18 protein-coding genes are annotated in these 17665 nt (G+C 44.5%); 13 read left to right on the forward strand and 5 right to left on the reverse strand.

Features of this window, described 5'->3' with window-relative positions:
• Window positions 1–7: 7 nt before the first annotated feature.
• The 3 genes from C0638_RS07940 to C0638_RS07950 are packed head-to-tail and all read left to right on the forward strand — an operon-like array spanning window position 8 to window position 2944.
• Window positions 8–1348: a YycH family regulatory protein gene (locus tag C0638_RS07940; RefSeq protein WP_013373886.1), complete on the forward strand. Its 1341-nt coding sequence runs from the start codon at window positions 8–10 to the stop codon at window positions 1346–1348.
• An 18-nt stretch (window positions 1349–1366) separates the two neighbouring features.
• Window positions 1367–2131, forward strand: a complete 765-nt coding sequence (gene yycI, locus C0638_RS07945) for a two-component system regulatory protein YycI (RefSeq protein ID WP_013373885.1) — start codon at window positions 1367–1369, stop codon at window positions 2129–2131.
• A 6-nt stretch (window positions 2132–2137) separates the two neighbouring features.
• Complete coding sequence (locus C0638_RS07950) at window positions 2138–2944, forward strand: MBL fold metallo-hydrolase (protein ID WP_058712154.1); 807 nt, start codon at window positions 2138–2140, stop codon at window positions 2942–2944.
• On the opposite strand, the gene C0638_RS07955 is transcribed toward C0638_RS07950, so the two are convergent.
• The gene (locus tag C0638_RS07955; RefSeq protein ID WP_013373883.1) at window positions 2913–3119 is read right to left on the reverse strand and encodes a hypothetical protein; all 207 of its coding nucleotides are present in this window, start codon (window positions 3117–3119) and stop codon (window positions 2913–2915) included. The two genes, C0638_RS07950 and C0638_RS07955, sit on opposite strands and share 32 nt — an antisense overlap.
• 503 nt (window positions 3120–3622) lie before the next feature.
• Here C0638_RS07955 and C0638_RS07960 point away from each other — a divergent pair.
• Window positions 3623–4858 (forward strand): S1C family serine protease, encoded by a 1236-nt coding sequence (locus tag C0638_RS07960; protein WP_058712155.1) that lies wholly within the window; start codon window positions 3623–3625, stop codon window positions 4856–4858.
• Between the two features lie 86 nt (window positions 4859–4944).
• Here C0638_RS07960 and C0638_RS25155 read toward each other — a convergent pair whose 3' ends face one another.
• Together C0638_RS25155 and C0638_RS07965 are read right to left on the reverse strand one after the other, a co-directional pair.
• Window positions 4945–5070 carry a hypothetical protein gene (locus C0638_RS25155; protein WP_324912061.1) on the reverse strand — a complete coding sequence of 42 codons (126 nt, stop codon included), beginning with the start codon at window positions 5068–5070 and terminating at the stop codon, window positions 4945–4947.
• On the reverse strand, window positions 5025–5210 hold the full coding sequence (locus tag C0638_RS07965; RefSeq protein WP_058712156.1) for a hypothetical protein: 186 nt from the start codon (window positions 5208–5210) through the stop codon (window positions 5025–5027). Before C0638_RS07965 ends, C0638_RS25155 begins: the two co-directional genes overlap by 46 nt.
• Window positions 5211–5416: 206 nt before the next feature.
• On the opposite strand from C0638_RS07965, the gene C0638_RS07970 reads away from it, so the two are divergent.
• The 4 genes from C0638_RS07970 (at window position 5417) to C0638_RS07985 (ending at window position 7960) form a co-directional block, all read left to right on the forward strand.
• Window positions 5417–6181, forward strand: coding sequence for a class I SAM-dependent methyltransferase (locus tag C0638_RS07970; protein ID WP_058712157.1), 765 nt, complete (start codon window positions 5417–5419; stop codon window positions 6179–6181).
• 105 nt (window positions 6182–6286) lie between these two features.
• Window positions 6287–6454, forward strand: coding sequence for a CxxH/CxxC protein (locus tag C0638_RS07975; RefSeq protein ID WP_013373879.1), 168 nt, complete (start codon window positions 6287–6289; stop codon window positions 6452–6454).
• A gap of 80 nt (window positions 6455–6534) precedes the next feature.
• Window positions 6535–7443 carry an AraC family transcriptional regulator gene (locus tag C0638_RS07980; protein ID WP_058712158.1) on the forward strand — a complete coding sequence of 303 codons (909 nt, stop codon included), beginning with the start codon at window positions 6535–6537 and terminating at the stop codon, window positions 7441–7443.
• 28 nt (window positions 7444–7471) lie between these two features.
• Complete coding sequence (locus C0638_RS07985; protein WP_058712159.1) at window positions 7472–7960, forward strand: DinB family protein; 489 nt, start codon at window positions 7472–7474, stop codon at window positions 7958–7960.
• 83 nt (window positions 7961–8043) lie between these two features.
• On the opposite strand, the gene C0638_RS07990 is transcribed toward C0638_RS07985, so the two are convergent.
• Window positions 8044–8388: a helix-turn-helix domain-containing protein gene (locus tag C0638_RS07990; RefSeq protein WP_058712160.1), complete on the reverse strand. Its 345-nt coding sequence runs from the start codon at window positions 8386–8388 to the stop codon at window positions 8044–8046.
• 57 nt (window positions 8389–8445) lie between these two features.
• On the reverse strand, window positions 8446–8790 hold the full coding sequence (locus C0638_RS07995) for a helix-turn-helix domain-containing protein (RefSeq protein ID WP_013373875.1): 345 nt from the start codon (window positions 8788–8790) through the stop codon (window positions 8446–8448).
• A gap of 165 nt (window positions 8791–8955) precedes the next feature.
• Between C0638_RS07995 and C0638_RS08000 the strand changes: the two genes are divergently transcribed.
• The 5 genes from C0638_RS08000 to C0638_RS08020 all read left to right on the forward strand — a co-directional run bounded on the left by C0638_RS08000 (window position 8956) and on the right by C0638_RS08020 (window position 17259).
• Window positions 8956–9789 carry a hypothetical protein gene (locus C0638_RS08000; protein WP_058712161.1) on the forward strand — a complete coding sequence of 278 codons (834 nt, stop codon included), beginning with the start codon at window positions 8956–8958 and terminating at the stop codon, window positions 9787–9789.
• 177 nt (window positions 9790–9966) lie between these two features.
• Window positions 9967–10446: a 23S rRNA (pseudouridine(1915)-N(3))-methyltransferase RlmH gene (gene rlmH / locus C0638_RS08005; protein WP_058712162.1), complete on the forward strand. Its 480-nt coding sequence runs from the start codon at window positions 9967–9969 to the stop codon at window positions 10444–10446.
• A 440-nt stretch (window positions 10447–10886) separates the two neighbouring features.
• Window positions 10887–12998 carry a type I restriction-modification system subunit M gene (locus tag C0638_RS08010; protein ID WP_058712163.1) on the forward strand — a complete coding sequence of 704 codons (2112 nt, stop codon included), beginning with the start codon at window positions 10887–10889 and terminating at the stop codon, window positions 12996–12998.
• A complete protein-coding gene (locus C0638_RS08015; RefSeq protein WP_158657697.1) occupies window positions 12995–14257 on the forward strand; it encodes a restriction endonuclease subunit S domain-containing protein in 1263 nt (420 codons plus the stop codon). Before C0638_RS08010 ends, C0638_RS08015 begins: the two co-directional genes overlap by 4 nt.
• The gene (locus C0638_RS08020; protein ID WP_058712165.1) at window positions 14254–17259 is read left to right on the forward strand and encodes a type I restriction endonuclease subunit R; all 3006 of its coding nucleotides are present in this window, start codon (window positions 14254–14256) and stop codon (window positions 17257–17259) included. The genes C0638_RS08015 and C0638_RS08020 overlap by 4 nt, the downstream gene beginning before the upstream one ends.
• The last annotated feature ends 406 nt before the right edge of the window (window positions 17260–17665 follow it).

Below are 17665 nucleotides of genomic sequence, written 5' to 3' on the forward strand. Positions count from 1 at the left end.
AAGCACAGTGAAGGAACGTTTGAAGTCCTGGACGCTTGTTTTGCTGGTGGCTTCCAGCCTGGTTCAGACTTATTTTTTGATCTACCGTCTTCCGGGCAGTGATTCTGTAATCACCTCAGAAACGAACTATGTCAAAACCGAAAGCATGGGGCAGGAGAAAAAGATTGAAAATCTTGTATTCCCTGATAGGATGCTAATTCATCAAGGTGAGAAGAAACATACCGTTTTTTATCCGGGGGTTACTTTTTACGATTTAATTTATACACGGCTGGAAAGTCGAAGTTTTAACAATTTCCAACGTCGGAGTATCCAATCAGCGGACTGGGCACGGATCCGCAGTGAGAATGAGGGGATCGAACTATCATTTTCAGGCGGAGTTCCGGTTTCATTACTGGAACGGGTTATGCGTCTGACGCCGGATTCGGTGTTTCAGGGAGAGACGATTAACCGCATCTGGATCTATATCGACGAAAAGAATGCCAAGCCGCACGCGCTTTTTTTTAGTGCCAGAGGCGATGTGGTGTATGAGGCGAACCAGTTCGATATGACGGTAGAAGACATTCGGCAGCATGTGAATTTTGGGAAAAATGCTCCGTTGTACAAGCTGGTGAATAATCAGTACTACATTCCCGTGAATAACCTGGAGACTGTACAGCCTGTGGTATATGCCGGGTTGTTTACGACGGAACAGATGCAGCGAAATTTATTTTTCGATCCAGGCATTACGCGCAATATTCAGGAAAAAGATGGTTCCCAAATTTATACAGATAGCAAGCGTAGTCTACAGATCAAGCAGGATCAACGTTGGATGAGCTATACCGATCCCAGTGCACCAGGGGCAGATGGAAGCAGTCCGATTAGGGACGTATTGGCCGCAGTTGATTTTGTAAATCAGCATGGCGGTTGGGATGCTTCATATCAGATGAAATTGAGGAGCAGCGATGAAAATCGCACAAGTGTGATGTTCCAGCAGTATTATGGTGCTTATCCGGTGCTGGACACGCCATCGTTCCGCTTTGGTACGATTTCATTGCAAATCCAGCAGGAAACGGCATCTGTCTATGATCGTTCGTTGCTGTATCTCAAGGGCGGGGAGCAATCCTCGAGAAAGGTGTTGCTGCCAGGTGGCGAAGCCTTGGAGAAGCAACTGCAAATGGTAGGCGATGGCAAGTCGATTAGGGATCTGACTCCTGTATATCAGCCGGAGCTGATCAATGACGGATTGAAGCTTGTCCCTGAGTGGCGTGTTACGTTCAGCGATGGTTCTGCGGCAGAGATTCATGCTGTTCCTGTAACGACAGCATCCAATACAACACCAACGAAATCAGACCAAGAGACAAAGCGATGATAGGAAGGGGGAACGGGAATGGATTGGAGCCGCGCTAAAAACGTACTGATCTGTACATTTTTGCTGCTCAATGTGGTATTGGGTTATCAACTGTGGCATGATGCGCAGGAAACGGCCGGGCCGAATCTGGATTTTACTTCACTGGATGAAAACACGCAGCGTTTAATGGAAGAGAAAAGCATTCAGGTGTTGGCTCCGATTCCCGGAGATACCCCGCAGCTGCCCAAGCTGTCTTACACCTATGTCCATAGTGGAGAGAAAGATGAACTTGTGCAGCTGCTGAGACCGGTGGACAGCAAGCTGGTATTTACTCATGATGCGCTAGTGGAGGCACTGGAGCCGCAAATCAAGGATATCGATAGCTATCAGTATGATCCGCTGGATGTTCAGGAGGAGCTCGTATCCGGACAGGCAGATGCTTTTGTGCTGCATCCATTGGTACAGGGCAAGTGGCCGCTCTTTAATGTGAAGCTGGCTCTGTTTTACAGCAATCAGAAGATTACAGGGTATCGCAAAATTCAGGTGGAGCTCCAGCCCTCGGATGAGGCAAAGAAAATGCTGCCTGCGTCCAAAGCCTTGGCGAGGTTGATCGACGGCTATTTGCCGCGTGACTCCGTAGTGAAGGATATCCGGCTCGGATATTATGGGCAGACCTTTAACTCCGATAGCCAGGTGGCTGCCCCGGTGTGGCGGTTTATGCTGGACAACGGAAAAGGTGTGTATTATGTACAGATGAACGGAGATGTCATTAGTCCAAAGACAGAACATACAGAAGGGTCTTGAACAGATATGGGGATTTCTTTTACCGTGCTGTCGAGCGGTTCGACCGGCAACGCTACCGTTGTGCGGAACGAAGACACGACATTGCTCATCGATGCAGGTCTCAGCGCAAAGCGTATTGACGAATTGCTGAAAGAACGCGATCTGAGCGGAGAAGAGTTGGATGGTATTTTGGTCACACATGAGCATTCCGATCATGTTAAAGGACTAGGCGCCATGGCGCGTAAATATAATTTACCTATATATGCTAACGAGAAGACTTGGTTTGCCATCAGCAACGCTGTTGGGCAAATTGCGGATGATAACCGCAGAATATTGGAGACAGGCGCGACAAGGGAATTTGAGTCATTGCGTGTAGAGTCTTTTGGCATCTCCCATGATGCGGCTGAGCCCGTAGGGTACAGCTTTTATGATGGGGCAGAGAAGCTTAGCGTAGCAACCGATCTCGGCTATGTCAGCGATAAGGTAAAACAAGCGATATCAGATGCAGATGTATTGGTGCTGGAGGCTAATCATGATGTAGAAATGCTGCGTATGGGCCGTTATCCTTGGAACATCAAGCGCCGTATTCTCAGTGATATCGGCCATTTATCCAATGAGATGGCAGGAGCGATTCTTAGCGAGCTGTTGACCGGACGGACAAAGCGAACGTATCTGGCACACTTGAGCCGCGACCACAATATGATGGAACTTGCGAAGATGACTGTACGCGATGCGATGGAAGACCGCGGCTGTTTTTACAAGGATAGTGAGTTTCGATTGTGTGATACGTATTATGATCGTCCTACACCTTGGGATAAGGTAAGTGAGCCATAAAGCTGTCCAGCTCGGCGGCTTTGCGCTCGACCTCTTCACGGGTCACTATGCCTTTGTCCACCAGTAGTTCAATCAATGTACTTAGCGCCAGTGTATTCCGGTAGTGCTCGTCTTTCAAATCCGCAAGCTTGGCTGCCATGCGAACTTCATCCATAGCGGAACGATGGGAGTTCATCTTATATTCCTCCTGTAAAAATATTTTTAAAATGGCGTGCAATAAGCTTGGTTCTGCCTGTGGTTTTGCCAGGTGCTGTGATACAATAAAGCTAACAACAGAAAGCTTTCTGAAGGAAGGCTCTCATCGAAAGTATAGGCTGCTTTAAGCGGACGGGAACAAGCCAGAACGTCTCTATGAGACGATCATTTTGTAATAGAATAGAAGACTTGTTACTATTGTAGTCCATTGGTTTGGAAATCATTCCTCTTTTTCCCTCTATTCGGGGTCAAATTTGGCGTGTATGCTAATTTATGAGATTTGGTTGCTTAGGAAAGTGCTATTTGTGGTGATTAATAAGTAGACCGAAACGATTAGTTGCTGAATTCCGATGGTGGGGGATATTCAATCCATTTGTGATGTTCAACGGAGCAGGTTCTCTGTAGCATAGGTTGGCGCAAGCCCGAATAGCCCTAATTTTTTAGTGAGTGTCGGTGCATGACAACGAAGGGGAGAGGATTAGCATGGGCTTGTTTGAAGATGATTTTTATTCAACGAAGGTGTCCACACGTGCGGCTAAAAAAACAGCATTTAAAGCACGTCGCGGAGGACGGGGACGTTGGCCGCACAGGAATCGCCGGGTAAGTCCGGTGCAGGCTGCTGTCATCAGCGGTGCGGTTAGTGCAGTGGTTGCCGTGCTGCTGTTCAGCTTTATTACAGGTCTTCCCTCCACTACAGCAGTAACCGGAGCAAGTCATTATCCCTTGCGGCAAGCAGCGGGCGATCCTTATGACCGGATTGTGCAAGCGGCAGCCAAGATACGCCCAGCTGTCGTCAGCATCGTAAACCTGAAAGGGGAAGACGGTAACAGTACGGAACAATCAGCGCTTGGATCGGGCGTCATTTTCCGTGTAAGCTCAGGCAAAGCCTTTATTATGACGAACAACCATGTCATCGAGGGATCGGATGATCTGGATATTGTAACCGTAGACGGTGTCAGAAAAGAGGCAAAGCTGATCGGGAAGGATCGCATTAGTGATATCGCGGTACTGGCAGTTGACGATAAAGGCATTAGCACAGTAGCGGATATCGGCGACTCCAGCAAACTTCGTCTGGGCGAGACGGTCATTGCGATTGGCAATCCACTCGGATTGGGAGACACGTTGACCTCTGGCATTGTGAGCTATACGAATCGAATTATTCCGATTTCCATCAATCAGGATGGTGTATATGACTGGGAGCAGCATGTGATTCAGACTGATGCGGCGATCAATGAAGGAAACAGCGGCGGAGCGCTGGTCGATCTGGACGGACGGGTGATTGGCATCAATACGATGAAAATCGCCGATACAGGTGTGGAAGGATTGGGCTTTGCCATTCCCGCCAATGAAGTAATGAAGACGGTGAATGAACTGGTTGAGGACGGCAAGATCACCCGCCCTTATCTGGGGGTGTACACGGTGGATCTTAATAATGAATATGCACCGCTGGATGAAACTCAGCGCAAGGAGCTCAAGCTGCCTGACAGCGTGAAAGATGGGGCCGTTGTTCTGGAGGCCCATGGTCCTGCCAAGGAGGGCGGCTTGAAGCTGAACGATGTCATTACGGCGTTTGATGGCGAACCGATTAACTCTACGCTTGATTTGCGTCGTTACCTGTACGATAACAAGAAGATTGGCGATGAGCTGAAAGTTACCTTTTACCGGGCAGGCAAGGAAGAGTCGGTGACGTTAAAATTAACAGATAAGCCGGAAGGCTAAGGTTGAATGATAGGCTTAACTATAAAGAAGGCGCTCTCCGGCTTATTTCCGGGAACGCCTTTTTTCGTTTTCTGCTGTGCCTTAGATTAAGACGTCACGCCCGTCACACGGGTTCCGCTCTTGGTGATTTTGTATGTCACCACATCTCCGCTCCAGAAGTGGAACTTCAGTGTGACTTCGCCATCCTTCCGGGCTGCATGGCTTCTACATATGACTGCATATTGCCGATGGCAGCGGCTGGCTGTGCTTGTCCGTCTGTTTCAGCAGCAGCGGCAACGGATGCGAACGTGGATAACAATAAGGTAATGGCAAGCGTCAACGACAGCAATGAAATGGGTCTTCGTTTTAACATAACAGGCCCCTTTACAAAGTTATTTTTGAAAGCGCTTTCCATTAAACACTATCATATTATTTTAATTTGGAATACCTGTATAATTCATGTAAAAATCATGTGCTAATTAGATATTTTAATTTTGTAAGCGTTATTATTGAAAAAATACAGAAATGAGTGTAGAATCTATGGCCCCCTCAAATACCAAAAGAAAGAAGGAGATGAATATGAATAAGTGGAACACCGAAGAGGCCATTCGACGCTGGAACATGCATGCAGAAAACTTTACTGCCAAGTACACCGAAGAAGGGGATCGGTCTCGTGAAGTGCTGCTAAATCCTGCCTTGCAAGAGTGTATGGGACTGATCGCAGGTAAAAAAGTGCTTGATGCCGGGTGTGGCGAAGGTTACCTGAGCCGGAAAATGGTTCAGGAGGGCGCGTTGGTGGAAGCTGTTGATTACTCGACAGAGATGCTAAAGCTTGCAAGAGAGCGGACACCGTCAGCAATGGGAATTACATATCACCACGGCAATCTGGAGAGGCTGGAGATGTTCGAAGACCAGAGTTTTGATCTGATCGTATCCAATATGGTCATTCAGGATTTGGCTCATTATGAGCTGGCGATTGCCGAAATGCGGCGGTTATTAGTTCCAGGGGGCAGCTTTATTTTTTCTATTTTGCATCCGTGCTTTCTGACACCGCAGAGTGGATGGGTGAAGGATGAGACAGGGAAAAAGCTGTATTGGAAAGTGGATCAGTATTTCAACGAAGGTCCCCTGGAGCAAGCGATTCCTTATGATCAGGAGGAAAAACTTTTGTATTTTCACCGTACGCTGGGAAGCTATGTGCAGGCCATTGTGGAGTCGGGTTTGTTGTTGGAAGGGATGATCGAACCGAAGCCGTCTGCTGGTATGCTGGAAAAATATCCCCATTTCCGTGAAGACCTGAACGTCAGTAATTTCCTCATTTTTAAGACCAAACGTCAGGGATAGTGGGCAAGCCCTTTCCTTTCCGCGTCAAGTGTGGTAGAACAAAAGAAGGCGGTTTAGACACACCTACAACAGGAAGAGCTTCAAACGGAAAGGGATGCAACTGGAATGTACGTGGTATGTAAAGAGCATGTGGAACTGGCAATTGATATGTTCGTCGATGAATACGAGGATGCACCGGATGTCGTCGATCTCAAAGAAACGAAATTTTCGGATTGGGACCCTCCAGTGAAGTGCAAGGAATGTGAGAAGAAAGCAGAGTTTTTGGTCGTCTAAAAAACAAGCACGGGCGTTTCGGGGAGAAACGTCCTTTTTGTATTTATTCCTACCACATCTGAGACAGGAGTGAACGATGGATGGACCCTTTGCTGCATTCACTGTTTCGTCCGCTTCAAGTCAATGGAAGTGACCTCTATACATATTATATTGAGCAAAAACCGTCTGCTGCGCTGAGAGCTTACGTAGCCTGTTATTGGGAGTCTGGCCCGGTTACTAAAGAAGTCCCTGAAGGGAATATGAGAGTATCGGGTAGAGAGGCAGTGGACCGGGTATTACCTGACGGTTGTACGGATATTCTATTAGAATACGACCCGGTGAGTAAGCATCAGGAACTCTCATACTGCGGGACATTTACGCACCCGTTCGTGTCTACCAGACAAGCAGGGTCCGAGACACGTATTTTTGCAGTGAGATTTTTCCCCGGTGGAGCACATTATTTTCATGGGATGCCGACTTATTTGTTTACAGGTGGTAATTATCGCTTGGAAGAGATATGGCCTGAAAATGTCGAGATCATAGGTGAGCGTATTTTGGAGGCACGAGACTTTAATGAACGGGTGCGTATAATGGATCAGTATCTCAACCAGCTGCTACTGAGTCGTAGGATAAGCGATTGTGACCTGATGAAAAACCTGCTGCATCACATCTTTGTGAGCGGTGGGAGTGTGGGGGTTAAGGAGCTCGCGGAGCGTGAGGCGATCAGTGAAAGACAACTCAACCGCAAATTTGGGCAATGGATCGGGATCAGCCCCAAGAAGTTCAGTGAAGTCGTCCGCTTCCAGAGCGTTCTGCACAGTATTCAGAGTGGTGGTTCCGTCGATTGGACGGGGCTGGCATTAAAGCACAGCTTTTTTGACCAGGCGCATCTGATCCGTGATTTTCGCAAATTTTATGGAGCTTCTCCGCTTACTGCGGCTAAAGACTTTCGGAAGTTGTCCGATTTTTACAATACACGTTCAGGGACCCCGGCTATACTCAAAATATGAATAAGAATGGCAAAGGAGAGATGTGAATATGAGCGGAACGCTGCAAGTTCGCGATCATCTGCTGAATGAGCTGGAGACTGGAGTACGGACAGGGGAAGCCTTGATTCGTAAAATACGTCCAGAGGATTGGAGCTTTCGCCCACAGGATAATTTCCGCTCGCTGTTGGAGTTAGTGCATCACTTTGTGCTTATTCCGGCTTCGGATCTTGCGATTATGCAGGAGAAGTCCGAGGCAGAAGTGGGAAGCATCGAAAATAGCCTGTCCGGAATGGAAGATCCCGAGCGTTTAGCTGCGACCTTCAGGCAGAATTTTGAGGCTTATAAGGCTTACATTCTTTCGCTCAGCGAGGACGATTATCTGAATCGTTCAACGAAGGCCTTTTATATGGAGCATGGGCATTTACAGGTTCAATGGCAGATTGAGACCGTGACCCACGTATTCCATCACCGCTCGCAGATCTATAATTATCTAAAGCAACTGGGACATGAAGTGAGCTTTTTTATGTTGTATGCTTGAGTATTTTTATATAAAAAGGTTTGGAGGGCACCTGTTGGGTGCTCTTTTTTGGTTTTATTCAAGGCTTTTTAGGGTGAAATGACTTAGTCGAACGCGCGTGAAACTTCTTTACTAACACGTCTAAGAATGCTGATCTGCTCATCATTCAATCTGCTGGTGAGCGCAACAAACTCATCTATCGCCTCTTGCCGAATCATTTCGTCTGTAGTCATATGTTCTTCGGAAAACATCAACTCACTGATAGACACGTTTAAGGCGGTTAGCACTTTCTCCAAGGTATCAATCGAAAAGTTCCTTTCGCCACGCTCTAGTGATCCGATATATGCATCATCTAATCCTGAAAGCTCCGCAAGTTGTTGCTGTGTTAATCCCTTAGCCTTCCGAATTGCTCTAATTCTTTCTCCAACCGAATTCCGTAATTTTGTCATATTAACCACCTTAACAAGCTTATAGAAGAGGAAGTGTAAAAATTAGAAGGGAATAGTTCAGTTCTTTTTTTGCTGAAGCTCAATTAAACCAACAATATTTTTAGTTATAGTAGTCAGGATTTCGAGTTCAGTTGTTTCTCTTGAATTTATGAGTAACATAAGTTCATTTATAATTTGTTTTCGATCTGTAGTTTCATCGAATTGGAAAAGTTCAAAAGGCGGAACTTTTAACGCTAGAATTATTTTTTCCAACGTCTCCAATGAAATATTTCGATCCCCACGTTCTACTCCACCAATATAACTGTAATGAAGTCCTGCGGCTTCTGCCAGTTGTTCCTGTGTCCATCCTTTAGCCTTTCTTAGCTCCCGTATCCGGTTTCCGACACTTTCTGGTAAACTCATGTGATCACCTCCACTTAAGGTTAGAAGAGGAGAGAATATCGTTACAGACCATCTTATACAAAATAAAAACACATAAAATTGTACTCTTAAGTACTATTTATATTGACCTCCTCTTCCAATTTCCATACAATTGGATGTAAATGGGAATATGAGGAGAGGCTACTCTTGGAAACTTCCATACTGAAATCACTCAAACCGGATATCATTGTTGAAATGTTGGAGATGGCTGTGGCTTTTGAAAATTGGAAAAAGGTGATGGAGACGGCGGATATTTTGCACCAATGTGTCCAGCGTATCTACGAAGAACGGCAGTATCATAAAGCAATGAAATTACCCATCCCGCATGTCAATTTAGAACGTCCGTTGGTATACTATTTTGGTTTCAGTCACCTGATGTGTGGAATGGCTCACCAGAACCAAGGTACATATGAGCAGGCAAGGGAGTGCATCTATAAGTATGCTGAGCTGGGGTGGATGGAGGACCTAAAGGAAGATGACAATCAGGTTGTCGAGGAATTCAGGTTTTTAGCCAAAACTAATTTATATGCAGTAGATATTTTGTCTGGAAATATAGAGCTTGTCGAGGAATATGTAGCCTTTTTGCAGGATAATTTAGAGGAAATATTACCGGGGCTGAATACCATATTACAGGCAGCGCTTATGTATCATTTGGATGTAGGAGATATTTTACATACGTTTGCAGAGCAGATTGATGAATTCGGGAGTTATGAAGACGCAGAGAACATATCTTACTATTATAGTTACTGCTATCACTTGGCTTTGTACTATCGGAAGTACGATAGATTACAGGATGCAGTGGGACTTACTTTACAGGCGATGCAACTAGCTGATCAGTCGGGTAATGATCGTAATTTCAAGAAATGTACAGCATTGTTTGAATCATTACGGGAGTCAGCGACAGCGGAGCAAATCAGCAAATATCGACAGATAGTAATGAAGTGTCTTGATGACTACGGAACTGATAGCATTTCATTGTGAAGAGTGTAAATGACTGATCCGTTATGATCTGAACAAGGGATAGGCTCGCAACAGAGAGGAAATAGATAGGTAAGAGGCGTTTCAGGTGCTAAAATAACTATGTTACAGGTATGTTTTTAGTTCGGGATCGTAAATACGATTTTACATTATCATTCGACATAGATAGGGGTATGGAATTTGTTTATTCAACTTATAGGTGTTGGCAAGTTAAAAGAGAAATATTTGGTCATGGGCATTCAGGAATACGCTAAACGGCTAGGGCCATACATCAAATTTCAAATGATCGAAGTACCCGATGAAAAGGCTCCTGACACACTGAGTGAAGCGGAGGTTCGACAGGTCAAGGAACGAGAGGGCGAGCGCATCCTTGCTCATGTGAAAAGTGAAGCACACGTCATTGTGCTCGCCATCGACGGCAAACTGTGGAGCTCGGAAGAACTCGCAGAGGAATTGGACAAGCTCGGCACTTACGGTACAAGCCATGTTGTCTTCGTCATTGGCGGCAGTCATGGTCTCTCTGACGAAGTCCTCCGCCGCGCCCAGCAGAAGCTGAGCTTCGGAAGAATGACCTTGCCACATCAGCTGATGCGATTGGTGCTGGTGGAACAGATTTACCGAGCGGTGAAGATTAATCGGGGGGAACCGTATCATAAGTAGAGCGAAAATTGCAAAGTGACAGAAATAGAAATTTGATTTGTCAATAATTCTCTTGAGTGCATTACAAGTGAATGTAACGATTTCTTAGAATATTCTATGATATAGTTGATTGGGGAGTTCAAAGTTTAATTTGGTGTATTTTAATGTCGTGTCTGGACTGAGGTTGGTGCGTTCAATCAGAGATTCCGATAGCTGCCTTTTTATTTTTAAGTCAAAATTTTCTGTAAGTAGATCCAAGCATTATATGACAAAATATATAAAACTTTGATTGTAAGATGTATTTTGTGATTCAAATTATTCAAGTTTCATACTATATGTATGTAGCTAAAAGGAACTATCCCTTACTACTATGCAGGAAAACAATATAATTCAAGACTTCCATCGCTGACTATTGGTGTAAATAGGAAAATGATGAAGAAAATCATAGGAGGAGTCACCCAATGGCGACTAAACTTGTAATCGATGCGATGTGGGATGATGCACCCATAGATGTATCCGCAGAAGTGAATTTTATATGGTCTATCGCAAACAAACTGCGCGGACCCTATCAAAGTGATAAATATAAAGATGTCATCATCCCGATGACGATTATTCGCCGTTTTGAGTGCGCTCTTGAACCGACCAAAAATGCGGTTGTTGCCCAGCATAAAGCAAACCCGAACTATCCGGCTAAGGCTATGTACCGTGTATCCGGCTTTCAGTTTTACAATACGAGCGAATATGACCTTGCAGAACTCATTAACGATTCCGAGAATCTTGCCGCTAACTTCAAAAGCTACATTCAAGGTTTCTCGGCAAACGTGCAGGAGATTATCCTCTCCAACGACAAAGGCTTAGATTTTAAGACTCAAATAGATAAGATGGATAAGAGTAACCGGCTCTTGTCCGTCATAAAAGCGTTCTCTGAACTCAACTTGAATCCACAGACCATAGACAATGTGAAGATGGGGTATATATTCGAGGAACTAATAAAAAAGTTCTCAGAAAATGCCGAGGCAGGCGACCACTACACAGGTAGGGACATTGTTAAGACGATGGTAAACATTCTGCTTGCGGAAGGCTGCGAAGACATCTTCGATGACGGTAAAATCATCACTATATTAGACCAAGCCTGTGGAACGGGTGGCATGCTCACGACTGGATTAAACTTCATTAAGCGTTATAATCCGACCGCCGATGTGCGGCTGTTCGGGCAAGAAGTAAACCCTGAATCATATGCAATGTGCCTAGCGGAAATGCTTATCAAAGGGCAAAACGCCGAAAATATTCGCTACCGTAACACGATGGAGGAAGATTGCTTCCGAGACACTAAAATGCGGTTTGTACTTGAAAATCCTCCGTTCGGAACGCCGTGGGGCGGCAAAGATGCGCCGGAGGGCATGGAAGATGCTGTTAGGAAAGAAAGCTTAAAAGGCTTTGACGGACGTTGGGGAGCGGGATTGCCCAGCTCCGGTGATGCACAAATGCTGTTCGTACAGTCTGCTGTAAATAAGCTAGACGATAAACTTGGACGATGTGCTATTATCCAAAACGGCAGTCCGCTGTTTTCCGGCGGCACGTCATCGGGTGAGAGTCAAATCCGCCGTTGGCTTATTGAGGAAGACTTAATAGAGGCGATTATCGCTCTGCCGACCGACCTTTTCTACAACACAGGCATTGCCACCTACGTGTGGGTACTTTCAAAAAATAAACGCAAAGAGCGCCAAGGCAAGATTCAGCTTATAAACGCCACGGGCATTTACCATAAACTTCGCAAATCCCTCGGCGATAAGAAGAATGAAATCAGTCCCGAAGACCGCTCTGTCATCACAAAGCTTTACGCGGATTTTGAGGAAAACGAACTTTGCAAAATATTCAAGAATGAAGAGTTTCTCTATCGTGAATATACGGTCATGCAGCCGTTGCAGCGCAGCTACGCCATAACCGCAGAGCGGATAACCGCTATGCTTTCCAAGGGTGCACTCTCATCTCTCTATGACGAGGCGAAAGTCGCCGAACTGGAAAGCGCTGAGGAACTGGGCGGTAAAGACCAAAAGAAACTTGAAGGTTACCAAGAGAAAAAGCCTTTGTATGACAGCATTGTCGCTGCGCTTGAAGCGGCTATATCTGACAAAGTGTATCTCTCGCCGAAGGCGTTTGAACCGGTTTTGGCAGACTTGCTGTTGCTTCATACTACCGACAAGAAACTGCTCGACAAAATAGCCGACGGGCTTTCCGTGATGGACAAGACCGCCGAAATTCAGCGTGACAAAAAAGGCGAGATTATATACGACAAAGAAACCAAGGATACCGAAATCGTCAAGTACCAAGAGGACATCGAAACCTATATGTCGCGAGAAGTCTATCCGCATATCCCGGACGCAAAGGCGTTCTTTGAGGAAGACCTCTCAAAGAAAAAGCCCGTAATCAAGACCGGCGCGCAGATACCGTTTACCCGCTACTTCTATGAATACCAACAACCGACGCCAAGCGAGGAGCTGGAAGCCAGATTCTTGGAATTGGAGTCTGCCGTTTCTGCGCGAATTAAGAAGCTGTTTAGCGGGGTGAAATGATGAGAGAGATGAAAGACAGCGGGATTGAATGGTTGGGTTCGATCCCCAAAGATTGGCACTTAGAGAGATTGCAATGGCATTTGAATGAAGTGAATATTTCCAATAACCCCATAAAGACTGAACAGATTCTTTCTCTTACAAATAAACTCGGTGTAATACCTTATGAAGAGAAAGGCAATCAGGGCAATAAGTCAAAGGAAAACTATTCAGAGTATAAATTGGCTTACCCCAACACAATAGTTGCAAATAGCATGAATGTAATTATTGGTTCCGTTGGAATTTCTAACTATTTTGGCTGTGTTAGCCCTGTTTATTACGTTTTTAAACCTCTAGCAAAAGAAAGCATTGAGTTTATTAACTATGTTTTTCAAACCGTGGGGTTTCAGAAAGAATTAAGAAAATATGCAAATGGAATTCTTGAAATTCGCCTACGTGTTTCGGCAGATGGGATACTTAAAAGACCTATACCATATCCGTCGTTAGAAGAACAAGAACGCATCTCGAATTATCTTGCGGAAAAATGTTCGGAAATTGATTCAGTAACCTTTGAAATTCAATCTCAAATTGATTTGCTTGAACAGTATAAGCAATCATTAATTACCGAATCCATATCTAAGGGAATCGATGGACACCCTATGACAGTTTCGCATGAGGTTCCTTGGATTTCTGGTATACCTCGTGGTTGGCGAATGAGCAAAATAAAATACGAAATTATACCACTAAATAGAAATGTCGAAAATGATGACGAAGTCATTACGTGCTTTAGAGATGGACAAGTCACACTAAGAAAAAACAGACGAGAAGACGGTTTTACGGTATCGTATACTGAAAATGGATATCAAGGTGTTAATGAGGGGGACTTGGTCATTCATGGAATGGATACTTTTGCCGGGGCTATTGGATGCTCTGACAGTCGAGGAAAATGTTCCCCTGTTGTCCATGTCTGTAAAACAAGTGGAAACAATAGATATTTTATGTACTGTTTGCGAAGCATGGCAAAAAATGATGTACTTTGGTTCTATGCTAACGGGGTTCGGGTAAGGTCAAGTGATTTTCGCAATTTCAGCAGTCTGGGGAGATTTACCATTTTAGTACCACCCCAAAAGGAACAGGATGCTATTGTGGAGTTTTTAGATAATAAATGTGAAGACATAGATGCTGTTGTTGCATTCAAAAAATCTCAACTAAGCATTCTTGACGAGTGCAAGAAGTCCCTCATATACGAATATGTTACAGGCAAAAAGGAGGTCACAGTATGAATATGATACTGAGCGAAAAAGAATACCAAGCATTTATAATGGAGCGGTTGCATAAAGACAACGGCTATCTTGAGCCGCGCAAAGCCACTAATTTTGACCGCCTCTTTGGCCTTGATCGTGAACTGCTTTTTCAGTTTCTTAACGATACGCAAAAGGAAAAGATGGATGCTATTGCCAATATTTACAAAGATAACTTAGAAGAAACCATCATCAACTTCATAAACACCGAAACCACAAAGAGCGGCGGCAGCTTACTTAATGTCTTAAAGAACGGCATTGAAATCTCAAATATGCCGTTGAAACTGATGTACAACAAACCCGCCACTGACTTTAATAAAGAGTTACTGGCTAACTATGAGAAAAATATCTTCTCTGTTATGGAAGAAGTCTGGGCAAGCGACTCCGAGCGCATCGACCTTGTTATCTTCCTAAATGGTCTCGCTATTATGAGTTTTGAACTCAAATGCAATATGGCAGGGCAATCCTATGGAGATGCAATCTATCAGTATCGTGCCGAACGTAACCCCAAGACGAGACTGTTTCGCTTTAAGGCGGGGGTTCTCGTCAATTTTGCTATGGACTTGGAAGAAGTCTATATGACCACAAAGCTGTCCGGCAGCGATACGTTCTTTTTGCCGTTTAATACTGGTAACGGTACAGGCGTGAATGCCGGCAAGGGTAACCCGCCACGCAGAGACGAAAACAGCGACTATAGCGTGTCGTATATGTGGAATGATATTCTAAAAAAGGATACCATCATCAACCTTATCACGAAGTTTATCTTTATCGAGACGAAAGAAAAGGAAGATGAACTCACTGGTAAGAAGAAGAAGAGCGAGAATGTTATCTTCCCTCGCTACCATCAGCTTGATGTTATCCGCAAGATTCTCGGTGATGTTTACGAAAACTTAACCTCTCAGAATTATCTGATTCAGCATAGTGCAGGTTCCGGCAAAACCAATTCTATCGCTTGGCTTGCTCATAGGCTGACCTCACTCCACGATGCAGATAACAGAATCATCTTTGATAACATCATTATTGTCACCGACCGTGTTATTGTTGACCGTCAATTACAAGCGGCGGTTATGGGGCTTGAGCATAAAAGCGGACTTATTAAGGTTATGGACGATAAGTGCAACTCCGCCGACCTTGCTAAAGCCCTTGCAAGCAATACCAAAATTATAGCTACGACAATTCAAAAGTTCCCTTACATAGTGGATTCTGTTAAGGGACTGAAAGATAAGCATTTCGCCGTGATTATTGACGAAGCGCATTCCTCAACAGCCGGCAAAGATATGGCGGCGGTTACAAAATCGCTCGGTGCGGGTGAGCAAGAATACGATGACATTCAGGACGAGATTGTTGACGAAATCGCTCGCAACGGCAAACAGGAAAATGTGTCTATATTTGCCTTTACCGCTACTCCTAAGCCGACTACTCTACAACTGTTCGGTAAGCTGAACTACAAAGGACAGCGTGAGGCATTCCATATTTATTCGATGAAACAGGCAATCGAAGAAGGCTTTATTCTCGATGTACTTCAAAACTATACGACGTACAACACGTTCTACCAGATTAACAAAGAAGTCGAGGATGACCCTCGTTGCAAAACAAACGATGCTAAAAGGCAAATCGCCCGCTTTGTCGAGCTACACGAAACGAACATCGGGCAACGCATTGAGGTTATAGTCGAGCATTTTCGCACAAGCGTAATGTCAGAACTCGGCGGTATGGCAAAGTCTATGGTGGTAACCGCCTCCCGTGAAGCAGCTGTAAAATATCGCAAGGCTCTGGAAGATTACATCACCAAGAAAGGCTATACCGACATTCACGCTCTAGTGGCTTTTTCCGGCAAGGTTAAAGTTAAAATCAAAGATGAAAACGGCAATAAAGAAGAAAAAGAGTATTCCGAAGCGGGTATGAATGGGTTTTCGGAAGATAAACTTGCAAAGCAGTTTGATAAAGATGATTACAATGTACTGCTTGTGGCGAATAAGTACCAGACGGGTTTTGACCAACCCAAACTCTGCGCTATGTATGTTCTGAAAACACTGAAAGGTGTGACTGCGGTTCAAACACTCTCAAGGCTTAACCGTATCTGCCCGCCGTTTGAAAAGAAATCTTTTATACTGGACTTTTCCAACAGCTACGAGGATATAAAGGCGGCGTTTGCTCCGTACTTTACGACCACGTTGCTTTCCAATTCTGTAACTCCTACGGCCATCTATGATTTGGAAGCACAGATTGATGCTTATTATGTACTTGATCCCTCCGACATCGATGCCGCCAATGAACTGCTTTACAAAAGCATTATTGATGCCAGGGATAAGAAAAAGCTGACTTTCTATTTCTCGAAAGCAAAGAAACAAATTGAAAACTACGATCTTATGGAGCAAACTCAGATAGTTTCACTTATGCGGAATTTCAATCGGTTTTATGAATTCTTAATTCAAGTGTCCTCTTTCGAAGATGTGGACTTACATAAGAAGTATAACTTCATCACTTACTTGCTGTCGTATATCAATATTAAACACCCCGGCGGTGGTTTTGACCTTGACGGTAAGATTAAAGCGACTAACTTCGTACAGAAAAAAGCGGAGGAACACCAGACCCCTAACCTCGTGGCGCAGCCTATAGTAAAACTGCCTGTGGCAGATAAGTTCGGCTTGACCGAAGCCAAGGAGGAGCGGCTTTCGCAGATTATCGCCGAAATTAACTCACGCACAGGCAAAAACTACGATAACGATGTAGCCGTGAAAGCAATGTTACAGATTAGGGATATTTTGCTGAAATCCTCTAAACTGAAAACAACCGCAAAAAACAACACGATTAAAGACTTCGAGTTTTCTTATTTAGACAGCATTGACGATGCGCTTATTGAGGGGCTTGAGCAAAACAAGGACTTCTTCTCGTTGTTGCTGGATAACGATGAAATCAAGAAACAAATGCTTGGTATATTCACTGATGAAATATATATGAGTCTGCGTGAAGTAGGGGAGTAAATCTTTATAGACGCAGTATTACTTGCAATAGGCATAGTTATAGTCGTTCTGTTAGTGGGCGTGATTATTCGCCAAATCATCGGACGAAGAAGCAGGTCACTTAGCTACTGTGACCTGCTTTTTTTTGAAATTACCAGAAAAATTCGCCGATAGACCCGATACGGTGAACCATATCATAAGTAGGGCGAAACTTTTATAGCGTATGCTTATAGAAATATAAAGTTTCTGAATAACGTTAGGTTTAGAGGAAATATGATTTGTAGTATTGAAAGGTGATGCTAAAGGGTGGAAAGCTGAGTACACGAAAATGGTTAATGACTTTCTATTCAATCCTGATAATTTGCTTTGCTTAGGGAAGTTTTAGGAGACATACTTACTTCAGAGGCAAAATTGGCCGTCACAGTGA

The sequence above is a fragment of the Paenibacillus sp. lzh-N1 genome (assembly GCF_002872435.1).
GTDB classification, from domain to species: Bacteria; Bacillota; Bacilli; order Paenibacillales; family Paenibacillaceae; genus Paenibacillus; species Paenibacillus polymyxa_C.

Excerpts from the sequence above, each read along its gene's own strand:
- yycI (WP_013373885.1), top strand. The coding sequence starts at position 1,367 with ATGGATTGGAGCCGCGCTAAAAACGTACTGATCTGTACATTTTTGCTG.
- C0638_RS07950 (WP_058712154.1), top strand. The coding sequence starts at position 2,138 with ATGGGGATTTCTTTTACCGTGCTGTCGAGCGGTTCGACCGGCAACGCT.
- C0638_RS07955 (WP_013373883.1), bottom strand. The coding sequence starts at position 3,119 with ATGAACTCCCATCGTTCCGCTATGGATGAAGTTCGCATGGCAGCCAAG.
- C0638_RS07960 (WP_058712155.1), top strand. The coding sequence starts at position 3,623 with ATGGGCTTGTTTGAAGATGATTTTTATTCAACGAAGGTGTCCACACGT.
- C0638_RS07965 (WP_058712156.1), bottom strand. The coding sequence starts at position 5,210 with ATGTTAAAACGAAGACCCATTTCATTGCTGTCGTTGACGCTTGCCATT.
- C0638_RS07970 (WP_058712157.1), top strand. The coding sequence starts at position 5,417 with ATGAATAAGTGGAACACCGAAGAGGCCATTCGACGCTGGAACATGCAT.
- C0638_RS07975 (WP_013373879.1), top strand. The coding sequence starts at position 6,287 with ATGTACGTGGTATGTAAAGAGCATGTGGAACTGGCAATTGATATGTTC.
- C0638_RS07980 (WP_058712158.1), top strand. The coding sequence starts at position 6,535 with ATGGACCCTTTGCTGCATTCACTGTTTCGTCCGCTTCAAGTCAATGGA.
- C0638_RS07985 (WP_058712159.1), top strand. The coding sequence starts at position 7,472 with ATGAGCGGAACGCTGCAAGTTCGCGATCATCTGCTGAATGAGCTGGAG.
- C0638_RS07990 (WP_058712160.1), bottom strand. The coding sequence starts at position 8,388 with ATGACAAAATTACGGAATTCGGTTGGAGAAAGAATTAGAGCAATTCGG.
- C0638_RS07995 (WP_013373875.1), bottom strand. The coding sequence starts at position 8,790 with ATGAGTTTACCAGAAAGTGTCGGAAACCGGATACGGGAGCTAAGAAAG.
- C0638_RS08010 (WP_058712163.1), top strand. The coding sequence starts at position 10,887 with ATGGCGACTAAACTTGTAATCGATGCGATGTGGGATGATGCACCCATA.
- C0638_RS08015 (WP_158657697.1), top strand. The coding sequence starts at position 12,995 with ATGATGAGAGAGATGAAAGACAGCGGGATTGAATGGTTGGGTTCGATC.
- C0638_RS08020 (WP_058712165.1), top strand. The coding sequence starts at position 14,254 with ATGAATATGATACTGAGCGAAAAAGAATACCAAGCATTTATAATGGAG.